Below are 24,128 nucleotides of genomic sequence, written 5' to 3'. Positions count from 1 at the left end.
CAGGGCCGGTATCTGGGCCGGATCGCACTACCCACACCCAAAGGTGCGGGTAGCGGGCGCATCAAGTGCCAAGGTCGCTGATGACTTCGAAGCCGCCCCACATCATACGCATTCCGTCAAATGGCATTGCGGGAAAGTCTTTGCCCTGCATGTCGGCCTCCATCGATTTGTTGGCAGCATCACAGGTTGCCTTGTCTGGCCATGCAGCCCAGCTAAAGACCGGCACTTCGCCGTCTTCGGCTTTGGCCGCGCGATAGAAATCCGTATGCTTTCCTCGGGGAACATCTCGCCCCCAGGCCTCAACCAGACAAAGGCAGCCATAGGGCTTGAAGGCTTCGCCCCAGGCGGTTTGCGCCATCTTGTGATAGGCGTCCTTATTGGCTTGGGGCACTGCCAGAAGAAAGCCCTGGATATAGGCCGCGCCATGATCGTTTCCTTCGTGCAGGATCGGATCAAAGCCGCCAAAGATCATGCGTGTTCCGTCAAAGGGCATGGGGGCCATGTTCTGGATCTCGGGATCATCCGAGATGCTTTGCCAGGCGGCATCAGCAACGGCGCTATCGGGCCATTCTATCCAGGAAAAGACGATGGCCTCATCTTCGGTGGCGGCGACAGCGCCGTAGAAGTCAGTGACCTTGCCCTTGGGCACATCCACCCCCCAACAGTCGACCATCCGAAGCGCACCGTATTTGTGGAAAAGCGGCCACGCGGATCTGGCATGTTCGATGTATTTCTGCCGGTTGGCCAAGGGAACCGCGATAACAGAGCCGGTATAGTGAACCATGTCCTATCTCCTTTCCGTTACGATTTTCAGCAGTAAATCGCTGCGGAACATGCCATAAATTCGCGAAAAAAGCAACTTTTGCGCGAATTTTTTCCGCTCGACACCTGCGCGAAGATATCAAAGGTGCAAAGATTGCCCGCGATCAAAGGGATGCGGGATTTTCCGGTTTCACAGGGCTTGTGCCGCCGTGGCCACCAGAAAGTATCGCGGAAACGGCAAAAGAACCCGCCCTGCGTTTTCAGGATAGCTGGCAAGGATCTCTGATCGATAGGCAGACAAAAAGGCCTGATGTTGGTCCTGCTCCAGCGCCTCGAGATAGGGGCGCAAAGCCGATCCGCGAAACCACTCCACGATCCCATCCACGCCTGCCAGCTCTGGGTGATAGGTGGTGCGCCAGATATCAAGACGCGCGCAAAGCGGGCGCAGCAAGGCGTGCATTTCGACGGGCGACATCAAGGGCTGACGGATCTCGGCGACCGCCTTAAGACGGCGGTCCCATTTGGGGTCTTTGGCAAGTTTGCGCATGGCCAGATGGCTTGGCTCGGCCAGATTGTCGGGCATCTGCACCGCCAGAACACCGCCCGGACGCAGCAGGCCAATCAATCGGGGAAACAGCGCCTTGTGTTGGGGCAGCCATTGCAGGGAGGCATTGGCAAAAATCAAATCCGGCGGGGTTCGGGGGTGCCATTTCGCAATATCTGCCTGCTCGAAACGGCAATCTGGCAGATGCGCGCGCGCCGTTGCGATCATATCGGGGTCAAGATCGATGCCCAGCACATTCGCATCGCCAAAGCGCTCGCGTAAAAGCTGCGTCGAATTTCCCGGCCCGCAGCCCAGATCCACGACCTCGTCAGCCTGGGCCAGTGGAACCGCGGATAAAAGATAGCGCGCGGGCCGCGTCCGCTCGTCAAGAAACTTGGAATATTGAGCCGCCGACCATTCCATCCTTGGACCTTTCCCATATTTCGATGCAGCATGACAAAAAAGCGGCGATGGAAACAGGGCAGGCGCGGGTGATGGCGCAATTTCCCGAACCCGCAGGGTCTTGCGGGTCCGGGACGGGCGCAGGCCAGGCGTTTGCCCTAGGACCAGTGCTTTTCCAGTGTCGCAGCTGTATGCATATTGCCGTAAAGATAGGCCCAAAAGTCTTTGCGCTGTTCGGGATGCACCTTTTTCCAGACCCGATCCACCGCCATTTCGCCGCACCAATAGGCGTGGATAAAGGGCGCGCGCAGGTCGTGGTGAAGAAAGGCAAGCCTGCGGGCGGTCGTTTCGGGTGATTGCAAAGATTGCGCCGCGATCTCGGGGATGATCGCATCAAGCGGCTGGCCTTCGCCATGAAAGCGCCAAGCGGCACGACACCTCAGGGCGCTGCGCAGCCTTTGAACGGCCAGACCAAGGTGATCCTCGGGGGTTTCGATCCAGTCAAGAAATTGCAAACCATTGTCAGCAATCCCCTCGAACAGGGCCGAGCTGGCCGAGCTGGTCACGACCTGCGCGCCATCCAGCGCCATATCCCCCGAATCTACCGCGATCTCGCGCAGCCTGAGGTGAACCAGGTGGCCCGGAAAGGCCTCATGGGTGGCCAGATGCTTAAGGCTGAAAGCGGTATAGGGGAAATCGAGGTTCAGCAGCATTTCGCGACCAAGATAATCGCAATAGGCCGAAAAGGGCACATCGGTGCGACCGACCGGAACCATCCATTCCTCGCTAAGGTCGAACATCATCTGTGCCGCGCGCTGACGTGCCTGCTTTTGATAATCACCCAGCACTGCCAGCACATCGGATTTCGGCACGCGCGCCTTGGCCTCCCAGCGCGAGAAATCCTCGAAAAGCGAGCCTTCTCGATAGCCCAACGCGTCCAGGGCCTCACGAATTTCGCCGTGATAGCCCGCGATGATGTCATCGGGGATGTCTTTTTCGGTGACGCGGATCTGGCGTTCCAGCCGTTCACCAAAGCTGATCGCATCCCCGCGAAAGGTCGCGATCAGCGTAAGAAGTGAATCAGACATCTCGTCCAGCCAGTCGCGACGCAGCGGCGTTTGCGCGTGATCCAACCGGGCGCGAAAGGCCATGATGGCGGCCTCGGCCTGATCATAGCTCTCCAGCGTTGCGGGCAAGACCGGGGCCACCGAAACAGGGATCAGCCCTTCGGCGTTCAAAAAGCCCGCGCCCTGATTTTGCGCGCGATAAAGCTGATCAAGTCCTGCCGTGATCTGGGCAAGTTCTTGTCCCAGTTCCATCAGACATGCCCCGCGACGGATTTGGCGTGATAGGGGGCCTCCATCTCGGCGACATCTTCTGGGGTCAGCTGGATGGCTAGCGCGGCAATCGCATCGTCGAATTGATGCAACTTGGAGATGCCCACGATCGGCGCGGTGATGCCGGGGCGGCTGGCGACCCAAGCGTAGGCAATCTGCGCCATCGGAACGCCATGACGCGCCGCGACCTTGCGCACGACCTCGGCGACCGCGTCATCTTGGTCGGCGCTGCGATCATAAAGCGCATTGGCGGTCTTGTCGGTATCGGCCCGGGTGGTGCCCGAACGTCCGGCAAGGCGACCACGCGCAAGCGGGCTCCAAGGGATGACGCCGATCCCCTCGCTGCGGCACATCGGCAGCATCTCGCGCTCTTCCTCGCGGTAGATCAGGTTGTAATGGGGCTGCATCGAGACGAAAGGCGCCCAGCCATTGGCGCGCTGCAGACCCAATGCTTTCATGAATTGCCAGGCAAACATCGACGAGGCGCCAAGATAGCGGACCTTGCCCGCGCGCACGACATCGTTCAGCGCATCCAGCGTTTCCTCTAGCGGGGTTTCATAGTCGAAGCGGTGCAGCTGATACAGATCGACGTAATCCGTGCCAAGCCGCTTAAGACTGGCATCAATGGCCGAGAAGATGTGCTTGCGCGACAGGCCACGATCATTGGGATCGCCGCTCATCGGATTATAAAGCTTGGTGGCCAAAACCAATTTGTGGCGCGGCACATCAGCCAGAATTGCGCCCAAGACCTCTTCGCTGGCGCCGCCTGAATACATATCGGCCGTGTCAAAGAAGTTGATCCCCAGATCCAGCGCCTTGCGGATGATCGGGCGGGCGTCATCCTGGCCAAGCACCCAAGGTGCCCAGCTGGGTGAGCCAAAGGTCATGCAGCCCAGTGACAGCCGCGACACCTTCAGACCGGTTCGCCCCAAATTGACATATTCCATAATAACACCGTCCGATTTTTGTCAGAATGTGATTGTCCTGATCGGTCACTTTTCGTGATTCGGACAATCTTGTTTCGCCAAGAGGCCTTAAAAACGATTAAAGTGTAACCATAATCAGCCAAATTTTAGCAAAATTGCGACCTTAGGCGGATAAAGAGCGCAAAAATTTCCTCGAATGTCAAAAAATGCTTGCCAGCGCATCAATGTTATATTCGGTTAGAACACATGTTCACACTCGACGCTCATAGCATAGATAAAAGTCTGCCGGTTCCGGTCGGTACGCAATTGCACGGTCTGCTCAGCTATATGCTGGCCTTTGGCGGCTTCGCTTATGGCGAGCGCCTGCCTTCGGTGCGTAAACTGGCGGCGGATCTGGGGATTGCACCGATGACGGTGGTGCAGGTCTATCACCAGCTGCGCGACAGCGGGCTGATCGAAATGCGTCAGGGAAGTGGCGCCTATGCCGCCCGTCCGCCTGTGATCGAAGGGGCGCAGCCCTCGGCGATGGCGCTCTTGCATGATGATATAGCGCGGCTGTTGCAGCGGGCCAGCCAGATCAATCTGTCGACGATGGCATTGGTGTCGATGATCAATGCGCAATCGGCCATGCAGGTCAGCCACCGCACGCTGAAAATCGCCTTTATCTGCATCTTTCCCGAGGCAGGCAGCGATTACGTTCGCCAGATCCAGCCCTATCTTGCGCCGGGTGACGAGATCACGCTGCTGACCTTCGACGAAATCAGCCAAGAGGGGGCCGCGCTGGACAGCTGCCGTGCGGCCGATCTGATCCTGACCTTCGCCCATCGCGAGGCCGATGCGCGTCGCCTGACCCAAAGCGAGCAGGTCTTGGGCCTGCGGTTGATCCCATCGCAAAAAACCCGCCAGGATCTGGCTGGGCTCGACCCGCGGGCAAAGGTCTTGGGCGTCACCTATCTTAAGGATTACATCGCGATCATGCGGCCCAGCATCCGCGAATTCGCCCCCCATGTCAGTGCCATCAACGTCACGTGGTCCTCATCCGAGACGCTGGCCGCTGACATCGCCGAAAGTGATGCCGTGATCTATGCCACCGGCGCCGATCACATTGCGGCTTTGGTGCGCCCCTCGACCCCTTGTTTCGAGTTCCGCCACGCGCCTGATCCGGGCGGGCTGGATACGATCCTTGCGCCCAAACTGGCGCAGATCCGACTGGATATGCCGGTCGCGACCTAGCCGACATTCCCTGCTGCTCCCTCGCTTTATCCTGCCAAAAGGACCGCGTTCATGAAGAAGCTTTTGTTGTCCGCCTCGCTTGCTTTGGCTTTCACCGCCATCCAAGGTCAAACGGCCTTTGCTCAGACCGCAATCACGGTTGGATCGGATGTTGACGCCGGCACGCTGGACCCGCGCCTGACGCGGGATGTCACGGCATCGCGTGTGGCGGATCTGATCTATTCGGGGCTGGTCCATCTGACCCCAACGCTGGAACCCGTTCCCGATCTAGCCGAAAGCTGGGAGACCCCAGATCCAACGACCTATATTTTCCACCTGCGCGATGGGCTTGTCTTTTCCGATGGATCGCCGCTGACGGCAGATGATGTGGTTTTCACCTATCAATCGCTGCTTGACCCAGAGCTGGCTGCCCCCTCGCGCGCGCTTTACTCGCCCATCACCAAGGTCGAGGCGGTGGATGCAAAAACGGTGAAATTCACGCTTGATGCGCCTTTTGCCCCGTTGTTGAGCTATCTTGATCTGGGGATCATGCCCAAAGCCCTTGCGGAAAGCGGCGCTGATCTTGCGCTGAACCCGGTTGGTGCAGGCCCGATGAAGCTGGTGAAATGGTCGCGCGGCAGCCAAATCGTTCTGACCGCCAATGATAAATTCTGGCGTGGCGCACCAACGGTCACGGATCTGACGCTCAAGGTCATCGGCGACAATTCGGCCCGCGCACAGGCCTTTGAGGCGGGCGATCTTGACGTGATCCAATCGCCCCTGTCGCCGCAAGATATTCAACGCCTTGCCGCGGATGACCGCTTTGGCAATGTCTCGATGCCGGGATTGGGCGTGACCTATGTGAACTTCAACACCAAGGATGCGCTTTTGTCTGATCCGGCGATGCGGCGTGCCTTTGGTATGCTGATCGACCAAGACACCATCGTGCGCGACATCTATCAAGGGGTCGATGAGGTCACGCATTCCGTTTTGCTGCCCTCGTCCTGGGCCTATGACGCCTCGATCTCGCAGCCGACCTTTGACATCGAGGGCGCTGTCAAAGCCTTCAACGATCTGGGTTGGAGCGATACCAACAATGACGGCATTCTGGATAAGGGCGGCAAACCGCTTGAAGTGGTGATCGCGACCCATAGCGAAGACCCGAACCGGGTGCAGACGCTGGAATATATGCAGGCGGTTTTCGAAATGGCGGGCGTGAAAGCCGTGCCCAAGATCAACGATTGGGCGACATTCTCGACCAATTACGTGCAAAAGGGCGAGCATCAGATCGCGCTTTTGGGGTGGCTCAACATCGTTGACCCAGATCGCCTGCTTTACTCGACCCTGTCCACGGGCGGCGCGAACAACTGGGGCGGTTATTCCAACCCCGAGGTCGACGCTTTCCTGAACGCGGGGCGTGAAGAACTGGATCGAGGCAAACGAGCCGAGGCCTATCAGGGCGCCGCAAAGCTTCTTGCGCAAGATCTGCCTTACTACATCGTCTCGGCGCAGGGGTATCAACTGTTTCACGCCAAAGACATGCCGGTCACGGTTCAGGCGACCCCGCGTGGCTATATGCGCGGATTGATCGGATTGAACGACTGATCCTTTGGGTCCGGCCAGCCGGACCCTGCCATTTTATCGCGAAAGTCGGTCCAGGGGTCCTTGCCATGATGCGGCAGGGGGCTGGTGGCGGCATTCAAACGACCTCCTCGGATTGCATGAGGGCAAGGCGCATGCTGAACTACTTAATCCAACGATTGCTGCTGATGATCCCAATGGCCGCGGGCATGGTCGTCGTGACCTTCGCGTTGCTGCTGATCATTCCCGGTGATCCGGCTGCTGTCCTTTTGGGTCAGGAAGCCACCCCCGAGGCGATCGCCACACTGCGCGGCCAGATGGGTCTTGATAATCCCTGGTACATCCGTCTGTGGGATTACGCTTGGGCGCTATTGCACGGCGATATGGGGCAGTCCTGGTTTCAAAACCAGCCCGTGTCCACGGTGATCGCCGAGCGACTGGGGGCGACGATCGAGCTGGCGGTTGTGGCGTTGATCGTCGCCACGCTGATCGGCGTCACGCTGGGGGTGATCGCCGCCGTGCGTCAGGGCAGCCTGATCGATACGCTGGCGATGCTTTTTGCCCAGATTGGGGTCTCGATGCCGGTTTACTGGCTGGGGCTTTTGCTGATGCTGGGCTTTTCGGTCAAATTGGGCTGGTTGCCCGCCATTGGACGCGGGGTCCCTTTGCCCGAGGCATTCATCGCGCTGTTTTCGGGCAAACCCGGTGTTCTGTGGAACGCGCTTGGCCATCTGGCTTTGCCCGCTCTGGCCCTGGCTTTGAACTCGGCCGCGATCATTTCACGGCTTGTGCGCAGCTCGATGCTAGAGATCATGCGCGAAGATTTCGTCCGCACCGCCACAGCCAAAGGGGTGCCGCGCGGGCGGGTGATCTATCGCCATGCCCTGCGCAATGCCTTGATGCCGGTTCTATCGGTCATCGGACTTCGCTTTGGCGCGCTGTTGGGCGGAGCGGTGATGACCGAGACGATTTTTGCCTGGCCGGGCCTTGGCCAGCTGACGGTCGCGGCCATTTCGCAGCGTGATTTCCCGTTGATTCAAGGCATTGTTCTGACCTTTGCCATCATTTTCGCTTTGGTCAATCTTGTCGTCGATCTGCTTTACGCCGTCGTCGATCCACGTGTGAGGCTGGGCTGATGGCTTTCCGTATTCCTAAGAAGCTGCGCAATGCCTCGTTGGTGATTGGCGCGATGATTACGATCACCATCATCTTGCTGGCGATTTTCGCACCACTTGTCGCGACCCATCCGATCGAGAAGATGGATATGACCAACCGCTTTTCGGGGCCAAGCTGGCAGCATTGGCTGGGCACGGACAATTTTGGTCGCGATCTGTGGTCAAGGTTGGTGTTCGGGGCGCGGATCTCTTTGACGATCGCGCTGACGGCGGTGACGATCTCGGCGCTGATCGGCGTCGCCGTCGGATTGATCGCGGGATACTTCGGCGGCTGGGTCGATTTGATCCTGATGCGGATCACCGACATTTTTCTGGGCTTTCCCGCAATTGTTCTGGCGCTGGCAATCGTTGCGGCATTGGGGCCGGGGATCATGAATGTCTCGGTGGCGATCATCGTTGTGGCCTGGACCGAATATGCCCGCGTGGTGCGCGCCACGACGCTGGTTCTGCGCGAGCAGGTCTATGTTCAGGCCGCGCAATCCATCGGGGCCAGCCATTCGCGCATCCTGTTCCGAGAAATCCTGCCCAACGCTTTGGGCCCGATCATCGTGCTTGTCTCGATCGGATTGGGCACGGCGATCTTGTCGGAATCGGCGCTTAGCTTTCTGGGCTTTGGCCTGCCACCGCCTGCACCGACCTGGGGCTGGACGCTGTCTTATGGCACGCGCTTCATCCGCGACGAGCCGTGGCTGTCGATCATCTCGGGTGCGACGATCATGGTCACGGTGCTGGGCTTTAACCTTTTGGGCGACGGTCTGCGCGATGTGCTTGACCCCCGCCAGCTGTCGCGTGGCGGCAGTAAATCCAAATAACAAAGGACTGACATCATGATAAAATCCATCAATATTCTGCGCCCGAAATTCACCACGATGGCCGATGGCAATGATGCCACGCTGATCATGCACGAGCTGGTCGGCGAAAGCGACGGCCCAACCATCGGGATCTCGGCCGCAATCCATGGCAATGAAAACACCGGCTCTCAGGTGATCTTGGACCTGTACCGCGTGCTCAAGGATATGCCGCTGAAGGGGCGCATCATCTTGTTGCCCGTGGTGAACCCTTATGCATTTGCCGTGAACCACCGCTTTTCGACCATCGACGAGCTGGACCTGAACCGCCAATTCCCCGGCAACCCCAATGGCACCTATAGCCAGCAGCTTGCACATGCCTTGGTGCAGGAGTTCTTCAACAAGATCGACGTCCACATCGACCTTCATTCGGGTACCGACCGCCCGACGGTGGACTACGTCTATATCGAAAACGATGAAGAGCTGTCGCGCGCCTTTGGCTCGACGCTGCTCTATCGCCCGGTGACCGATAAGCAGGGCACGGTTTTCGCGGGCACGACCAAAGCGGTGACGATTGAAACGCGGGGCATTTCCTCGGTCGTGATCGAACTTGGCGGCGGCATTGTCGATCAGGGACCCTATTGCAAACGTACCCTGGACGGCATTTTGAACATGCTGCGCGTGCGCGGCGTCATTCCGGGCGATGTCGCGCCCAACCCGAAACAGATCGTCGTGACCGAACTCGCTGGAATCCGTCCGACCCGTGGTGGTTGGCTCGAGCCTCTTTGCCCCGCGAATGGCGAGCTGATCTCGGGGGATCAGCTTCTTGGCCGCGTGGTGTCGCCCTATACGTTCGAGCTGCTCGAGGAAATCAAGTCGCCCTTTAAGAACGGGGTGATGATCATGCAGCACCTGACGCGCAATCTGGTGAATGCTGGCGATTACGGCTTCATGGTCGGGAATATGGACGGGGCCACCAATTGATGGGCGCGATCCTTTTCACCAATGGCCGGGTCCTTGACCCGGTCGCAGGCCAGCTCAGCGCGCAAGAGGTTTTGGTCGAGGGCGAGCGTATCATTGCCGTTGGCACTGGCCTGCCACGTCAAGAACAGACCCGCGTCATCGATCTTCAGGGCCGCACCATCATGCCCGGGCTGATCGATTGCCATGTCCATGTCACGGCGCAAAGTCTGGATTTGTGGTCGAACGTGACCGCGCCGTCCTCGCTTTCGGCTCTGCGTTCGGCCCGGGTCATGGAGGAAACGCTTCAGCGCGGCTTTACCACGCTGCGCGATCTTGGCGGCGCGGATCTTGGCCTTGTGCGTGCGGTCGAGGAGGGGCTGATCGCGGGACCGCGTCTGGTCATTTGCGGCAAGGGCCTGACCACGACCGGGGGCCATGCCGATCTGCGCGGTCGCACCGACGGGCGCGCAGATATGATGTCGGACCGTCTGGGATCGATGGGGATGATCGTTGACGGTGTCGACAATATTCGCGCGGCTTGCCGCACAATGATTAAAGAGGGTGCCCAGTTCATCAAGGTCATGGCCAATGGCGGTGTGTCCTCGCCCAATGACCCGATCCATTCGATCCAATATTCGCGCGATGAAATCCTTGCGATGGTCGAAGAGGCGGAAAATGCCGGTCTATATGTCTCGGCGCATGTTTATACTGATCGCTCAATCCGGCGCTGTGTCGAATTGGGGGTACATTCACTTGAGCATTGCAACCTGATCGAGCCCGAAACCGCCGCCATGGCCGCAGCGCGGGGCTGTATCGCGGTGCCGACGCTGGTGGCCTATGATGCGCTGGCGATCGAAGGCGAGGCGCTGGGACTTGGCCCGGCCGAATTTGCCAAAATCGAGGTCGTGCGTCAGGGCGGGCTGAACTCGCTGGCGGTGATGCGCGATGCGGGATTGCGGATGGCCTTTGGTTCGGACCTGCTGGGGGATTTGCGCAAATATCACGGCATGGAATTCGCGCTGCTCGCAAAGGTTCTGACCCCGGCCGAGATCATCCGATCAGCGACGACCATCGGGGCCGAGCTGTGCGGCCTGAGCGCGCAAACCGGTACAATCACGGCTGGCAAATGCGCCGATCTGATCATTGTCGATGGCAACCCGTTGGAGGACATCCTTTGCCTTGCCGATGACGGCGCAAAGATGCCCGCCATCATGGCCCGCGGACGTTTCGCCAAAAATCAGCTTAGCTAAGCCGGAGATCGTGATGGCTGTTCTTGAACTTGACAATCTGACGACTTCATTTCGCGGCGACGACGGCTGGAAACAGGTCGTGCGCAACGTCTCTTTTTCAATCGATGCTGGCGAAACTCTGGCCGTCGTCGGCGAGTCAGGTTCGGGAAAAAGCGTCACAGCCATGTCGATCATGCGCCTGTTGCAGCCCGGTTTGGCACGACATGAGGGCAGGATAGTCTTTGAGGGCAGGGATCTTTTGACCCTGCCCGAAAGCGACATGCAAAAGATCCGCGGCAACCGTATCGCCATGATCTTTCAAGAGCCAATGACCTCGCTTAACCCGGTCATGACCATTGGCGATCAAATCGACGAAGCTTTGATGATCCATCGCGGGTTAAGCGGGGCCGCTGCTCGCAAGGAAACCCTGCAACTGCTGGAAAAAGTGCGCATTCCCGCTGCCACTCGGCGGGCTGATGATTATCCGCATCATTTGTCGGGCGGGATGCGTCAGCGCGTGATGATTGCCGTGGCTTTGGCCTGTCGGCCCAAGCTGTTGATCGCGGATGAGCCGACGACGGCGCTTGATGTGACCATTCAGGCCCAGATCACCCAGCTGATCAAAGAGTTGCAGCAACAAGAGGATATGGCGGTTCTATTCATTACCCATGACATGGGGGTGGTGGCCGAAATCGCCGATCGTGTCACGGTGATGTATCGCGGCGATATCGTCGAAACCGGGCCGACCTTGCCGCTTTTTGCCGCGCCGCAAAAGCCCTATACACGCGCGCTTTTGGCTGCGGTGCCAGCGCTGGGGAAGATGGGCGAAACGACCCGGCCCAAGCGCTTTGACCTGATCGATCCCATGACGGGCATCGCTGCCCCCGCCGCGCCCACCGTCGACACCGTCCGCCCTGAGCCTGTGCTGCAGGTCCGCAATCTGGTGACGCGGTTCGACATTCGCGGCGGTTTGCGCCGCCGCCCAGTCGCGCGGGTTCACGCCATCGAGAATGTCAGCTTTGATCTGAACCAGGGCGAAACGCTGGCGCTGGTGGGGGAATCGGGGTGCGGAAAGTCGACTACGGGCCGGGCGCTGATGCGGATGGTGCATACGCAGGCCGGATCAGTGCGCCTCGAGGGGCAAGAGATCCTTGGTCCGGGTGTCGATCTTCAGGCCTTGCGCCGCTCGATCCAGATGATTTTCCAAGATCCCTATGCCTCATTGAATCCTCGCCGCAAGGTAGGTGCCGCGATTGCCGAGCCTTTGCTGATCCATAAGGTCTGCCCCCCGCGCGAGGCCTTCGAACGCGCCCGCAACCTGTTGGAAGAGGTCGGTCTAAGCCGAGAAATGGCCGACCGCTATCCGCATGAGTTTTCGGGCGGGCAGCGTCAAAGGGTGTGTATCGCGCGCGCCCTGACCCTCGAACCTAAGCTGATCATCGCGGATGAAAGCGTCTCGGCGCTGGATGTTTCGATCAAGGCACAGGTACTGAACCTGATGCTGGACCTGCAAGAGCGCAAGCAGCTGTCATATCTGTTCATCAGCCATGACATGGCCGTGGTTGAACGTGTCAGCCACCGGGTCGCGGTGATGTATCTGGGAGAAATCGTCGAGATTGGCCCACGCGCGCAGATTTTCAGCAATCCTCAGCATCCCTATACCCGCCGCCTGATCGATGCCGTGCCGATCCCCGATCCCACGCTGCGCCGCATCCGAGGGGGGATGGATACCAGCGATATTCGCAGCCCCCTGCGCGGCATCGATTACCAGCCGCCACAGCGTCGCTATGACGAGGTCTCGACGGGCCATTTCGTCATGGCCGATGCGACATGACCTCTATCGGAGCGCCGAACATGCACACCCCTTATGACAACGCCAAGGTCGCGCAATTGCTGGCAGGAAAGAATGCCGCGGTGAACCTTTTTGAATACCTTCGCGAGGGGATGGCGCGCGATGCCGATTGCGGGCTTTTGACCGCGCTGATCTATGATTTCGATGACATGACCTCGTGCCGCGTCTTTTCCGAGGACCGTGACGCCTATCCGGTTGGCAATTTCAAAGCCTTGGTTCCCGGCCCCTATTTCGAAAAAGTGGTGAAGCCGCGCAATCATTGCGCCTCGGTCGATCTGGCGGGGGTGGCCGAGCTGTTCTTTGACTGGGAAAAGATCCGCGATCTGGGTTTTGAATCCAGTTTGAACATCCCAGCAGTCGTGAATGACACATTGATCGGAACCGTGAACCTTCTGGGCGTCCGCGGCACCTATCAGCCCGCCAAGGTCGAGGCCGCCTTGCGCTGGCAGCCGATTATCAATCTGTGCTTTTTGTTGTTGAACCAATCCGCAGGCCGCGCCGCCAGCTTTCATGCGGATGTTTTAGATTTGCCAAAGGGCAGGGTGGAAACACTTTAGACCAAACCCACATATCGCCTGCGCCGCCAAGATCGCCCCGGACCTCGCTTAAGGCAAGGCCTGGCGATTCTTGCGCCCGTGCAACTGGGGCGCAGCGCAGCCCTTTCCGACAGGTGCTGTCGTTCGCATCCCAATGAGGGCTGAAAAAAAGGCATGGATTGCATGCGCAAAAGTGCCAGGCAAATTAGTCTTTATTTCGACCCGTCGCTTTGATCGCCCCGCGTCATCGACGCCATTCGCGGATGATCATTCTTTCGTTCGCATTGGCATGCTGCATTTGCACCGTGATCTAACACGCGAGGATGTTTGACGATAGCGCCAGACAAATACGTACATAAAGATTGCTTAATTGTAGCTGGCCGATGTGGCGACGGCTGCACATCAATTTATGTGTCAAAGGCGCCTGAATTGGCAATCGCGCCCTGAAATCTGTCAGGTGGAATGCAACTAACGCTCATCTAATTGATTTTGACAAAAATCCCAAAAATTGATAATATCAACGCTCATAATATCCATTTCCGTTCTGTCTTCCCAAGCAATCTGAGCTGAGTGCATTTGCGAGGATCAAGATGGCTGACGACGTCTTTTCTGCGTTCGGGCGGGGATTTGTTGCTTTTGCGCATAGCCGTGCTGCCGATCTGACGGGGGGCAGTTTCAAAGACAGCGGCGCGCTTATTACCAGTTTGATGGACGGCAAGACTGGCACGACCAAAGCGGCTTTTGCAAAGGTCAAAGCCGATATCGAGCAATTGGGCAATATCACTTCCGAATTGGGCGATGCGCTTGAAAAGGAAATCGCGGATGGGAAGGCTGCGGTTTCGGAAATGGCGGCCGAGCTAAGTCATGATCCCTTTGGACCGGGCGAGGTTATGCGAGGCCTTACCGCTTTGGCAAAGCTGTTGGTTGCCTATGATAATGCTTTGACCAAAGTCGCCGAAAAAGTCTCGCAAAAAGCGTCAGGTAGCATGACGCCAAAGCAAATCCGAGATGACATCGAAGGCATGAATGCCCCGATCCGGATGCTGTTGAACGACGGGGCTGGGGCGGTGACCTCGAATTTCGACAGACTATGCCAATTCATCCTGAATATCGACGGAGCCTCTGGCAAGTTGGGCCAGCGTTTGGTCTGGGACTATGCCGAAAAGCGGCTTCAGATCGAATTCGCGGCGGCTGGGCCGGTGTCGCGCAAGGAACTCAATTTCGATGGCGCGACTCTGGTCGCTTTCTTTACCTATAAAACCGAGATCAAGGCGGGCATTGATCTGCGCACCAAGCTGAAGGCGGGGCTGCGCAATCATGTTTTGCTGGAAAAAATCATGCCCGGCCAGCAGCCTACGGCGGATGCCGATCAGGTTGCAATCACGCTGGATACCCATGACGGGCTGACGTTCGGCAGCGGCAAGGACAAGCGCCTGATCCTGCCCGCGCGCATTTCCTATCCGGCAATCGAGCTGCGCGAATTCGCCATTGAGCAGCCAAGCGCTGACAATGAAAGCAACAAGAACCGGGTCAATATCGTTTTCACCGTTGCGGGCAAGCTGGGTGATGTTTTTGCCGTCGTGGTCGAGGGGGGCGGCGTGACCATTCGCTGGATGGATGGTGCCGAGCCTCAGATCATGGCCAAGATCCCCACTGGCGCAGGGCTGCGGCTCAAGACCCCCGCAATCAAGGGGGGCGGCTATCTGCGCTATGACGAAATCCGAGAGGAATATGGCGGGGTCTTTCAGCTAGAGCTGGCCAAGATCGGCATCACCGCCATTGGCCTGCTCGGGACCAAGCCATTCTCCTTGGTCATCGTCATTGGCGTGCAATTCTCACCCAAGATCGAACTTGGCTTTGGTTTCACCCTGTCCGGTCTGGGCGGTATCCTTGCGATCGAGCGCACGCTTGACAGCGCGGCATTGCGCGACGGGTTAAAGGACGGGGCGGTTGATCAGATCTTGTTTCCCGCCGATCCGGTGGCAGCCGCGCCCCAGATCCTGTTCCAGCTAAGCAAGATTTTTCCCGAGCGTGCCGATGGCTTTGTCATTGGCCCGATCGCCCAATTGGGCTGGGGTTCGCAAGCGGGTTTCGTCAAGGCAAGGCTGGGCGTTGTCTTGTCCTTGCCAGATCCCAAAATTGTCATTTTGGGCGCGGTTCAGGTCGGGGTTCCCTCGGCTGACGTCGAGGAAAAGCTGCGTGTGGTTGATCTGCGCGCCGAGCTGATGGGCGAAATCACCCCCGATTACGTCTTTCTGAAAGTGTCTTTGTCCAAATCCAAGCTGTTCAAACTAGAGGTCACGGGCGATCTGGTGCTGTTCATCCAATGGACGGGCGAGGGGGCCTTTGCGCTGTCGGTCGGCGGCTTTTTCCCTGGATATGAGGCGCCCATACAGATCGGTCCGATGCAAAGGGTCGCCATCAAATTCGCACCCAAGGCCGATTGGCTGGCGATCTCGGTGCAGGCCTATCTTGCGGTGACATCGAACACCGTCCAATTCGGTGGCAGGGTCGATATTCTTGTCTCGTTCAGCAAGGTCAAAGCGCAGGGTTGGTTGCAACTCGACGCCCTGTTCCAATGGGCGCCGCATTTTTATTTCGTCATTCGCATCGATGCGGGCATTTCGGTCTCGGCCTTTGATGTGACGCTGGCGCGGGTCGCGTTCAAGGGCGAGTTGTCGGGCGACAAACCTTTCCGGCTTGAAGGGCATGCCGAAGCCAAGATCTTGTTCTGGACGGTTCCCGTCGATGTCGGCCCGATCACATGGGGCGAGGCGACACCGCCCCCAGCCCCCCAGATCGATCCGATTGCCGCCGTCGCTCGGGCCTTGGAAAGTCCGCAGGCATGGATGCCGCTTTTGCCCGAGGGTGCCCAAAACATGGTACGAATTGCGTCAGATGGGGGCGCCGCCCAGCCGCTTTTCCATCCTTTGGGCCAGATCCAGCTGCGCCAGATGACCATTCCCCTTGAGACGGACATTGACCGCGTCGGCTCTAGCGCCGTCACGCATCGGCGCATCAATATGCGCCAACCCAGCCTTGCCGGCGAGCCTGCCGGCGCCGTCTGGCCGCTCAGTGATCGCTTTCCGCCCGGCCATTTTCTGAAGCTTGGCGATCAAGAGGTGCTGGCACGGCCCGAATACGAAGAACATATCTCGGGGCTGGGGATGGGGGCTGCCAAGGGGCCAAGTTTCAGCACGGCCATCCATGCGGGCTATTCGTGGAACACCGTCTGCCCGGATGAGAATTTCGCCACCCCGCAACGCCAGCACTGGCAGCTGTCCCGGCTGACATCGCATGTGCTTGCAGGTTCGGCGCGGATGATGAATGCGCGCGCAAATCCCTACATGCCCAAAAGGCCGAGCCCACAAGAGGTTGCCTTAAGCGACCGCGGGCAGGTCTGTCTGGCCTCGGCGCAAAATCTGGGCGCGGTCAGCAGCGAGCTGATGAATGCAAGCGTTGCGGGTCAGGCCGTCAAAGACGCCGCACGTCAAGGCGACATCCTGACCACGATTTCAGCGGGGTTCCTGTGATGGACAGCCTGAAACTCAACGTAGGTAGCGCCTTTCTAGCCAACCCCTCGCTCAGCGCGCGCGCGAGTTTCGCCCCAGAGGATACGCATCTGGGCGATTATGTCTTTGTGCCATGGGTCCGAACCGGCCTGAGCGCGGCCATTAGGGAAATGCCGAAGGGCCTGCGTACCGTGATCGAGGCGCGGGTCGAGATTGCCGATAGCCATGACGGCTCGGGTGCGATGCCCGCCAGCCGAAATCTGACGCTTTATGGGCCGGGCGATGTAATGGGCATCGATCCGGCGCAGATCATCCGCCGCGAGCCCGCGCCCGATACGCTGACCGCCGAAGAGGGCTATCTTGCCCATATCGAATTTGCCCGTCCCGATTTACCCTGGCTCTTTTCGCCCGAACCGGCGGCTGGCGATAGTTGCCCGGTCTGGCTTGCGCTGGTGGTTGTCGAGGCGGCGATGTCGCATCTTGAACCCTCGCAAGACGAGCGGTCAAGTCGGCTTTGGACCAAGAAGGGGCAGTTGCAGTCTCTGGCGACGAATGCCCGCTTTTGCCACGCGCAGGTTGTGGGCGCGGCGCTTGACGGAGATGGGCCCAAGTTGCGCGGCCCGCAGGCCGATAGCGTCGAGACCAGATTGAGTGATGATCATGCGCCCGCCAATCTTTCGCGCATCCTGTGCCCGCGCCGCCTTGCCCCGGCCACACGTTATATTGCGGCTTTGGTGCCTGCCTATGATTGTGGTGTCCGCTCGGGGCTGGGGCTGGGTGGTGGCAGCCTTGCGCCGGCATGGGTGCGCCAGGGCGGTGACGAGGCAGATGACATCGTCCTTCCGGTCTATGACAGCTGGCGCTTTGCCACTGCGGGCGGCGGTGCTTTTCCTGTTTTGGCCGCGCGCATACGGCCCATATCCGCACCTTGGCGCATCGGCAGGCGCAGCATCGATCTGTCCCAACCCGGGGCCAATATCGCTGCCTTGCCTGATGGCGCGCCCGAGGGCATCCAAAGCATGAAATGCGCGCTTTATTCGCCCGCCACGGATGGCCCGGCCGATGCCCCTGCCTATCCGATACCGCTGCGCGAAGCGATCCGTGCGCGCGTCGATCAGGCCAATTTGCCAGATGCCGATCTGCCGCGTGTGGGTGCGCGACTTTATGCACGCTATCAACGCGCGGCCAGCAGTTTGGGCCCGGTCTTTGGGGCGCCCCTTCATGATGCTGATGCCGATGGCGATTGGTTCGCCCAACTGAACACCGATCCCCTTCATCGTATCGTCGCGGGTCTGGGCGCTCGCGTCGTGCAAAAGGATCAAGAGCCCCTGATGCAATCGGCCTGGGCGCAGGTCGATGGAATCCGGCGCGCCAATCAGGCGCTGGCTTGGGCGGGGCTGGCCGAGGTGGTCAATATCTCGATCATGGGCCGCCATATTCAGCCGCTTGATCTGGGGCGGATGATGCAGGTGACGCGCAATGTCCAGATCCGCCTGCGCGACGGTGGCCAACCGCGCACGATCGGGGCGGCCATTCAATTCAGCCGGACGGCAGAGGCCACCATGAGCGCAGCCTTCCGCCGTGCCACCCGGCCCAATGGCCCGGTCGCCCGGCGCGCGCAGATGACTGCACCCGGTCTTGCCGTCGCCAATCAGGCACGCTTTCAAGACCACCGCCGCGACATAGCGACCCTTGATGGGGTCGGTGCCCTTTCGGATCTGGGACGCAGCTTCTTTTCGCCCGCGGTGATTGCCAAAGTCATGGATGTGCCGTTGCGCGGTGCCTCTGACTCGCTGGCGCGGCGGTTAAGGCATCTGGGCCAAAGCGGAACTGCTGCAAGCCAGTTGAGCCAAGAGAAATGGGAGGGGCCAGCAATCGATCGCCCCGGTGACGCTTTAGGGGCGGGACTTCTTTCCGAAATCGGCAAGCTGGATGCCGGTGCGATCCGGGCAAGCGGGTTGGCCGAGATCATGGTCGGGCTGATGAACTCTGGCGGTGATCTTGGCGCGCGCGCGCGGGTCGGGCTGACAAGGCTGTCAGCACGTGCCCCGGCTCAGGATCTGGATCGTAAACGGATGCCTTTTGGCGGGGCGGCAGTTGTGACGCCGGATAGTCCCGTTAAGCCCAATGTGACATTGCCGGGCCTAGGGGCGAATTTTCCCGGCAGTGCGGCGATACGGGGCAATCTGGCGCGTGGGTCACTGAACCTTCCCGGTCGCCGTGATCTGCCCCTTATCATCGATAAACCGCCACCACATGGCCCCGGCGGCCTTGGTGGGCAGGGTGGCCAAGGCGGGTCAGGTGGCGGTCGCGATCAGGCTCGGGCAGCGCCCCCGGAAAAGCGCTTTGAAAGCGAGGTCTCCCGTCGCATCTCGGATGTGATTGCCGGTCTGAACAAAACCTCGATTTCTGCGTTGCGCCAGCAGATGGCGGTGATCATCACCGGGATCAACCTTCCCCCCAAAGCCAGCCTTGATCTGGGGGAACTCAACCTAAGCCGTAGCTTGGTTTTGGCCCAGATCGAGCCCCGAGCCAGCGCACGCGCCGCTTTCAAGGGCCGTATCCTGCGTCTGCCCGATTGCATCAATCCTGATTGGATCGACAGTTTTGGACTGCGCCCGATCATGGCGGCCCCGGTGTTCCAGCGCGCGATGTATGAGGCGCTGGATGATTATGATCGCAACTGGCTGGTACCGGGACTTGGTGCAATTGCCGAACGCGATTTCATTACGGTGTTGAGCATCAATCCCAGCTTTGCCGAGGCCTTTTTGATCGGTGCCAGCGATGAGATGGGCCGCGAGCTGCTGTGGCGCGATTACCCGACCGATCAACGCGGCACCTATTTCAAGCGCTTCTGGGACAGCCGCGCTGATGAACTGACCAGATCGATCCACGAATTCGCCCGTCAGCCCTTGGGCCGCCATTTCAAGATCGGCGGCGACAAACCGGCCGGGGCGGGGGCCGGGGCCTTGGCATTGGTGGTTCGGGGCGATCTGCTGAGGCGTTTTCCCGATACGGTGATTGCGGCGATGCGCGCCACCTCGGCGGATGGGCCGCCGACCTTTATCGCGGGCTCCGAGGCCGAGATCCTGTTCCACGCCCATCTTGACCCGGATTATACGGTGGTGGGCTTTGATTTGACCAAAGAACAGGTACTTGGCGGGCAAAACTGGTGGTTTGTCTTTGCCCAGAACCCAACCGCCCCGCGCTTTGGCGCGGCCAGCAATCCGATTGGCGCGCCCGTACCAAAGCACGGCGCGGCCAAGCAGGGTGAGCTGGATTGGGCCGATTTCGGCAATGTGCCAGCAGGCGGGTTTCTGGACCTTTCGGGCAGTTTTTCTGTGACCGACAGCGACAGCCAACCGGCCTTGGTCAACTGGCCAGGCCATGCCGGTGTCGTGGCGCGCGTGCTGTTGACCGACCCTTATCGCGCGGCCTTCCGCGCGGACCGCCTGATTGCAAAGACCCAAGCGCAACCCTGAACCAAGCGGAGGATGGTGATGCCTGATCTGGATCTGGACATGCTCAAGGCCTCGCAATCCGAGGCGGGCCGCGCAAGGTTAAGTTTGGATAAGGCGCAGGCGGCACTTGCCCAGGCGCGCGAGCGGCTCAATGCTGAAACAGCCGCCCTGACCCGTGCCGAGGCGGCGGGTGATGCCCGCGCCATCTCGCATGCTCGCCGCCAGATCGAGGCAAGCACTGCGCGCATGGATCAATTGACGCGCGACAAGGCTGAATTGGCCAAGACATTTCGCGACAAGCTGGACAGGTTCCTGAAACTTCCCCTTGATGCACCCGGCGATGTGCCGCTTTTGTTGCTGCCCCTGCGGCTTGAAACGCGCTTTGGCAAAACCCCGGCGGGCAAGCCCGTGCTGCGTATTCGTGCCTATCCCGACGACATTCATATCGACGCCACCGATCCCGGCCTTAGCCGCGACGAGATCACGGCCGCCACCGCTTACTGGTCAAATCTTTTTGCGGCCAAAGATGACAGCGAGATTGCAGTCCACTGGGGACAGCTTCTGGATCAGGTGGGCAAGGGGCGGGCGCGTTTTGTCGCTCGCGCCATGCGTCCGATTAATGCCACCGAGCGTGGTACGGGAGCGGCCCCCAAATTCCCAACGCCCCATGCCCCGGTCAAAGGTGCTGCGCGCCCCCGCCTTTTGCCCGAGCGCCTTCTTGTCACGGCCTGGCAACAAGGCCAGCAGCTGCGCGCCGCGGGCGGGCCGATTGCGTCGGATCTGGCCATTGGTCTGATTGCTGATGACGGTTCGGGGATCAGTGATCACGACGGGCTTAAAATGCTGGATGGGACCGAATGGCTGGCTGATTTCGATCTGGCCCTGCAGGCGGGGATGGCGCTGGAATTGCCGCTGCGCACAACCGCGCCAATCGAGCGGCTGTATGTCTATGGTGTCAGCGCAAGCCGCACGCCGGGCGAATGCGCAGCGGCTCTTGATGCGCTGCTGGCAGCCCATGACGGCGGTGCGGGTCTGGCCTTTGTGCCCCAAGGCACACCCACCAACAATACCGAAGCCGCCGATGCGGGATGGCAACGCTGGGATACGCCCGCTGCCCTGACCCTGACCGATGCCCCCCTTGCGCCCGATAGTGTCGGCCGTCTTACGGCCGCGGCCTTGGGCTCGGGCGGTGCCGTCTTGGCGTCGATCCCCCATGCCGAGGCGATCGAGGACGGAGCCGCACAGGCGATGAATGCGGCGCTTTGGCCCGCAACCTGGGGCTATTTTCTTGAAACCCTCGACGAAAGCCAAAGCAAACTGTCGCCATGGCTCATCGATGAGATCTCCCGATTTCATCGCGGTTTCTTGCGCGGTCGCGGGGCCTTGCCTGCAATCCGCGTGGGCAATCAGCCTTATGGCATCTTCCCCTTTACCGGCTTCACCCGGGCGGCCACTGCGGCGCAGGGGGCCACTGAAACCGCGCTGGATAAGATGCTTCGCAAGATGTTGCCGAACTGGCTGAATGCAACGAGAAACCTGCCCCGTCTGGATCAGGGGGGCGGCGCGCAAAAGGTGCTTGAGATCTATGGACATGCCCCCGTCTCTTGGGGTGTCAGGGCGCGGCGCTGCCTTTCTGGGGATCTGATCCGCAAGATCGAGGCCACCACCACGACCGGCAAAGATGCCGCCGATGTCGAGGCGTTGTTGGTCAGGCTAGTGGCCGAGGCTTTGGGCGGGTTCAATTATGTCTATGGCCCGGGCTCGCTTGACGAGGAAAGCCGCCCGGTCCTGTTGCCCTATGCCGATCCGGCACGCGACGCGGCCTATGCGCAATCCTTGATCGATGGCAGGTCCGGGGGCGGCATCTCAAGCATCTTTCAGGCGCTGATTGCCCTTGGCTGGGCGCGCGTCAATCGCGCGGCAACCCCGCCCAAAAGATTTGCCGAGGCCGTTAATTTGACCAACAGCATCTCGCCCGAGCTTAGCCAAAGGGTGATCGGCCTTGCCATGTCTCCGATCGATAACCCCTCCGCCGAACAGCTGCGCGCGGTGCTGACGCCGCTGCGCTTGCTTGCCGAGCGGGCGGATGCCACGGCCCCCTTGGATGCACCGCTGCGCCTGCAACGCGACCGGGCAAGCATGGTGCTTGATGCGACCTCGATTGCCGAGCGCGAGGCCTATGGCATTGCCATGGCCACCGATTTGCTGATTGGCGTTCAACAACGCAGCGCCATGCAAGAGGGGTTGGCGCGGCTGGCGGCAATGGGGGGCGATTTTTCGATCCTCGTCGCTGAAACGCTGGATACATGCAGCCACAGGATCGATGCATGGATCGCGGCACTGTCGTCGGCACGCTTGTCGCGCATGCGCGCGGCCCAGCCTGCCGGCATCAGCATTGGTGCATTTGGCTGGCTGTTGGATATTGCCCCACAAAAGCGCCAGACGCCGCAGGGGGGCTATATTGCGGCACCCGGCATCGATCTGGCCACCACCGCCGGGATTTTGCGCAGCGCCTATCTGTCGCATAATCCGAGCGACGGCGGCGGAGGGGCTTTCGCCATTGACCTCAGCAGCGCAAGGGTGCGCCGGGCGATGTTGCTGCTGCAAGGCGTGGCTCAGGGCCAGACCTTGCCGGCTTTGCTTGGCTATGATTTCGAGCGCCGCATGCATGAGGGGAATTGCGACCGCTTTATCCTAAGCTTTCGTGGCCTTGCCCCATTGATTGCGGGCCAGATGAATGCGGGCGGAAATGCAGTCGAGCGTGGCATTGTGGCAGGGGTCAATGTCACCGATATGCTGCGTCTTCTGGAAATCTGGAACGATCCGGGGCGCGGGCCGGGTTGGCTTTACCCCCAGCTTGGCCTCAAACCCGTGGGCAATGAATATCTGGATCCCACGATCAACTGGACTGGGCCGGATGACGATCAAAAGGCCGCAATCGCCGCTGCAATGACGCAAGCAGCCGAGGATGCCGATGCCCTGGCCGATCTGATGCTGGCTGAGGCGGTACATCAACTGGCCCAGGGGAATATGGCGCGCGCCTCTGCCGCACTTGATGCGGCTGGTCGGGGCGAGGCACCGCCGCCCCAGCAACTGGACGTTCTGGAAACGCATGGGCCCGGCGTCGTTGTCACCCATCGTCTGATCGCCGTGCCGCCGCAATCGCCAAGCAGCTGGCCCGGTGCCAGCCCACGCGCCCAGTGCAATCCCGGCGCAGAGGGCTGGGCCGCCGCGAGGCTGGGCGCGCCCGAGCATGTCCCGCTGGGTCAGGGGCGAAACTTGGCCGACACAGGCCTGTCGGCCTTGGATTTCGCCGCCCTTTGCCGCCATCCCGAAACGCTGGAAAGGGTCTTGCGCCACAGGGCCGGGCTTGCCAATCCTGCGGCGGCCTTTCCCACAACTGTCCGCCCGGGCGAGCAGACGCTGGCGCAAGCGATATTGACCGGGGCTGCGCTGCAAGAGGTTCTAGACAGCGCCCAGCCCCTTGGCGGGCTCAGTATCGGTCTGCCGGGGGCATCGGGCTGGCTGCCCGATCAAAGCGGGCTGACGGCGGCCTTTGCCCGGCTGGATGGTGCCGCAGGGGGACTGCAATCACGCCTTTTGGTTTTGGACAGGCTGTTGTCCAACTCGGCCGTCTTGCGCGACGACATGATGGCGGCGCTTCTGGCGCTGACCGATTTTGGCTTTGCCTTTCCCGATCTTGGGCGATCCCAGCTTGCGGAACTTGCACGACTGGCCCTGATTGAGGGCGCGGCAAGATTGCAACGCGCCAATGCCGAGCGCGCCAAACCGCCCCTGCCAGACACGCTTGCCGCCTATGCCGAGGCGCTTTTCGGCACAGGGTTTCC

15 protein-coding genes are annotated in these 24,128 nt (G+C 60.2%); 11 read left to right on the top strand and 4 right to left on the bottom strand.

Annotated elements, in window-relative coordinates:
- Positions 1–61 precede the first annotated feature (61 nt).
- The 4 genes from RTS12_RS08215 to RTS12_RS08200 all read right to left on the bottom strand — a co-directional run bounded on the left by RTS12_RS08215 (position 62) and on the right by RTS12_RS08200 (position 3,992).
- Positions 62–784 (bottom strand): DUF1428 domain-containing protein, encoded by a 723-nt coding sequence (locus tag RTS12_RS08215; protein WP_312527308.1) that lies wholly within the window; start codon positions 782–784, stop codon positions 62–64.
- A gap of 168 nt (positions 785–952) precedes the next feature.
- Positions 953–1,729 (bottom strand): trans-aconitate 2-methyltransferase, encoded by a 777-nt coding sequence (gene tam / locus RTS12_RS08210; RefSeq protein WP_312527306.1) that lies wholly within the window; start codon positions 1,727–1,729, stop codon positions 953–955.
- A 137-nt stretch (positions 1,730–1,866) separates the two neighbouring features.
- A complete protein-coding gene (locus RTS12_RS08205; protein ID WP_312527304.1) occupies positions 1,867–3,027 on the bottom strand; it encodes a hypothetical protein in 1,161 nt (386 codons plus the stop codon).
- Positions 3,027–3,992: an aldo/keto reductase gene (locus RTS12_RS08200; RefSeq protein WP_312527303.1), complete on the bottom strand. Its 966-nt coding sequence runs from the start codon at positions 3,990–3,992 to the stop codon at positions 3,027–3,029. The genes RTS12_RS08205 and RTS12_RS08200 overlap by 1 nt, the downstream gene beginning before the upstream one ends.
- A 225-nt stretch (positions 3,993–4,217) precedes the next feature.
- Here RTS12_RS08200 and RTS12_RS08195 point away from each other — a divergent pair, with 225 nt between their 5' ends.
- The 11 genes from RTS12_RS08195 to RTS12_RS08145 form a co-directional block, all read left to right on the top strand.
- The gene (locus RTS12_RS08195; protein WP_312527302.1) at positions 4,218–5,204 is read left to right on the top strand and encodes a GntR family transcriptional regulator; all 987 of its coding nucleotides are present in this window, start codon (positions 4,218–4,220) and stop codon (positions 5,202–5,204) included.
- 51 nt (positions 5,205–5,255) lie between these two features.
- Complete coding sequence (locus tag RTS12_RS08190; protein ID WP_312527301.1) at positions 5,256–6,788, top strand: ABC transporter substrate-binding protein; 1,533 nt, start codon at positions 5,256–5,258, stop codon at positions 6,786–6,788.
- A 131-nt stretch (positions 6,789–6,919) separates the two neighbouring features.
- Positions 6,920–7,900 carry an ABC transporter permease gene (locus tag RTS12_RS08185; RefSeq protein ID WP_312527300.1) on the top strand — a complete coding sequence of 327 codons (981 nt, stop codon included), beginning with the start codon at positions 6,920–6,922 and terminating at the stop codon, positions 7,898–7,900.
- Entirely contained in the window at positions 7,900–8,751 is an 852-nt protein-coding gene (locus RTS12_RS08180) for an ABC transporter permease (RefSeq protein ID WP_312527298.1), read from the top strand. The genes RTS12_RS08185 and RTS12_RS08180 overlap by 1 nt, the downstream gene beginning before the upstream one ends.
- A 15-nt stretch (positions 8,752–8,766) precedes the next feature.
- A complete protein-coding gene (locus RTS12_RS08175; protein WP_312527296.1) occupies positions 8,767–9,711 on the top strand; it encodes a succinylglutamate desuccinylase/aspartoacylase family protein in 945 nt (314 codons plus the stop codon).
- Positions 9,711–10,940 carry a metal-dependent hydrolase family protein gene (locus RTS12_RS08170; RefSeq protein WP_312527293.1) on the top strand — a complete coding sequence of 410 codons (1,230 nt, stop codon included), beginning with the start codon at positions 9,711–9,713 and terminating at the stop codon, positions 10,938–10,940. Before RTS12_RS08175 ends, RTS12_RS08170 begins: the two co-directional genes overlap by 1 nt.
- Positions 10,941–10,953: 13 nt before the next feature.
- A complete protein-coding gene (locus RTS12_RS08165; protein ID WP_312527290.1) occupies positions 10,954–12,753 on the top strand; it encodes an ABC transporter ATP-binding protein in 1,800 nt (599 codons plus the stop codon).
- A 20-nt stretch (positions 12,754–12,773) separates the two neighbouring features.
- Positions 12,774–13,328: a hypothetical protein gene (locus tag RTS12_RS08160; protein ID WP_312527287.1), complete on the top strand. Its 555-nt coding sequence runs from the start codon at positions 12,774–12,776 to the stop codon at positions 13,326–13,328.
- Positions 13,329–13,897: 569 nt separating this feature from the next.
- The gene (locus RTS12_RS08155; RefSeq protein ID WP_312527285.1) at positions 13,898–16,840 is read left to right on the top strand and encodes a DUF6603 domain-containing protein; all 2,943 of its coding nucleotides are present in this window, start codon (positions 13,898–13,900) and stop codon (positions 16,838–16,840) included.
- Positions 16,840–20,301, top strand: coding sequence for a hypothetical protein (locus RTS12_RS08150; RefSeq protein WP_312527284.1), 3,462 nt, complete (start codon positions 16,840–16,842; stop codon positions 20,299–20,301). The genes RTS12_RS08155 and RTS12_RS08150 overlap by 1 nt, the downstream gene beginning before the upstream one ends.
- 18 nt (positions 20,302–20,319) lie before the next feature.
- The coding region (locus tag RTS12_RS08145; protein ID WP_312527283.1) for a hypothetical protein at positions 20,320–24,128 on the top strand (3,809 nt) is incomplete at its 3' end.

The organism is Paracoccus sp. (in: a-proteobacteria), assembly GCF_032007265.1.
Classification (GTDB): Bacteria; Pseudomonadota; Alphaproteobacteria; order Rhodobacterales; family Rhodobacteraceae; genus Paracoccus.
This window is presented reverse-complemented; position numbering and strand designations above follow the sequence as displayed.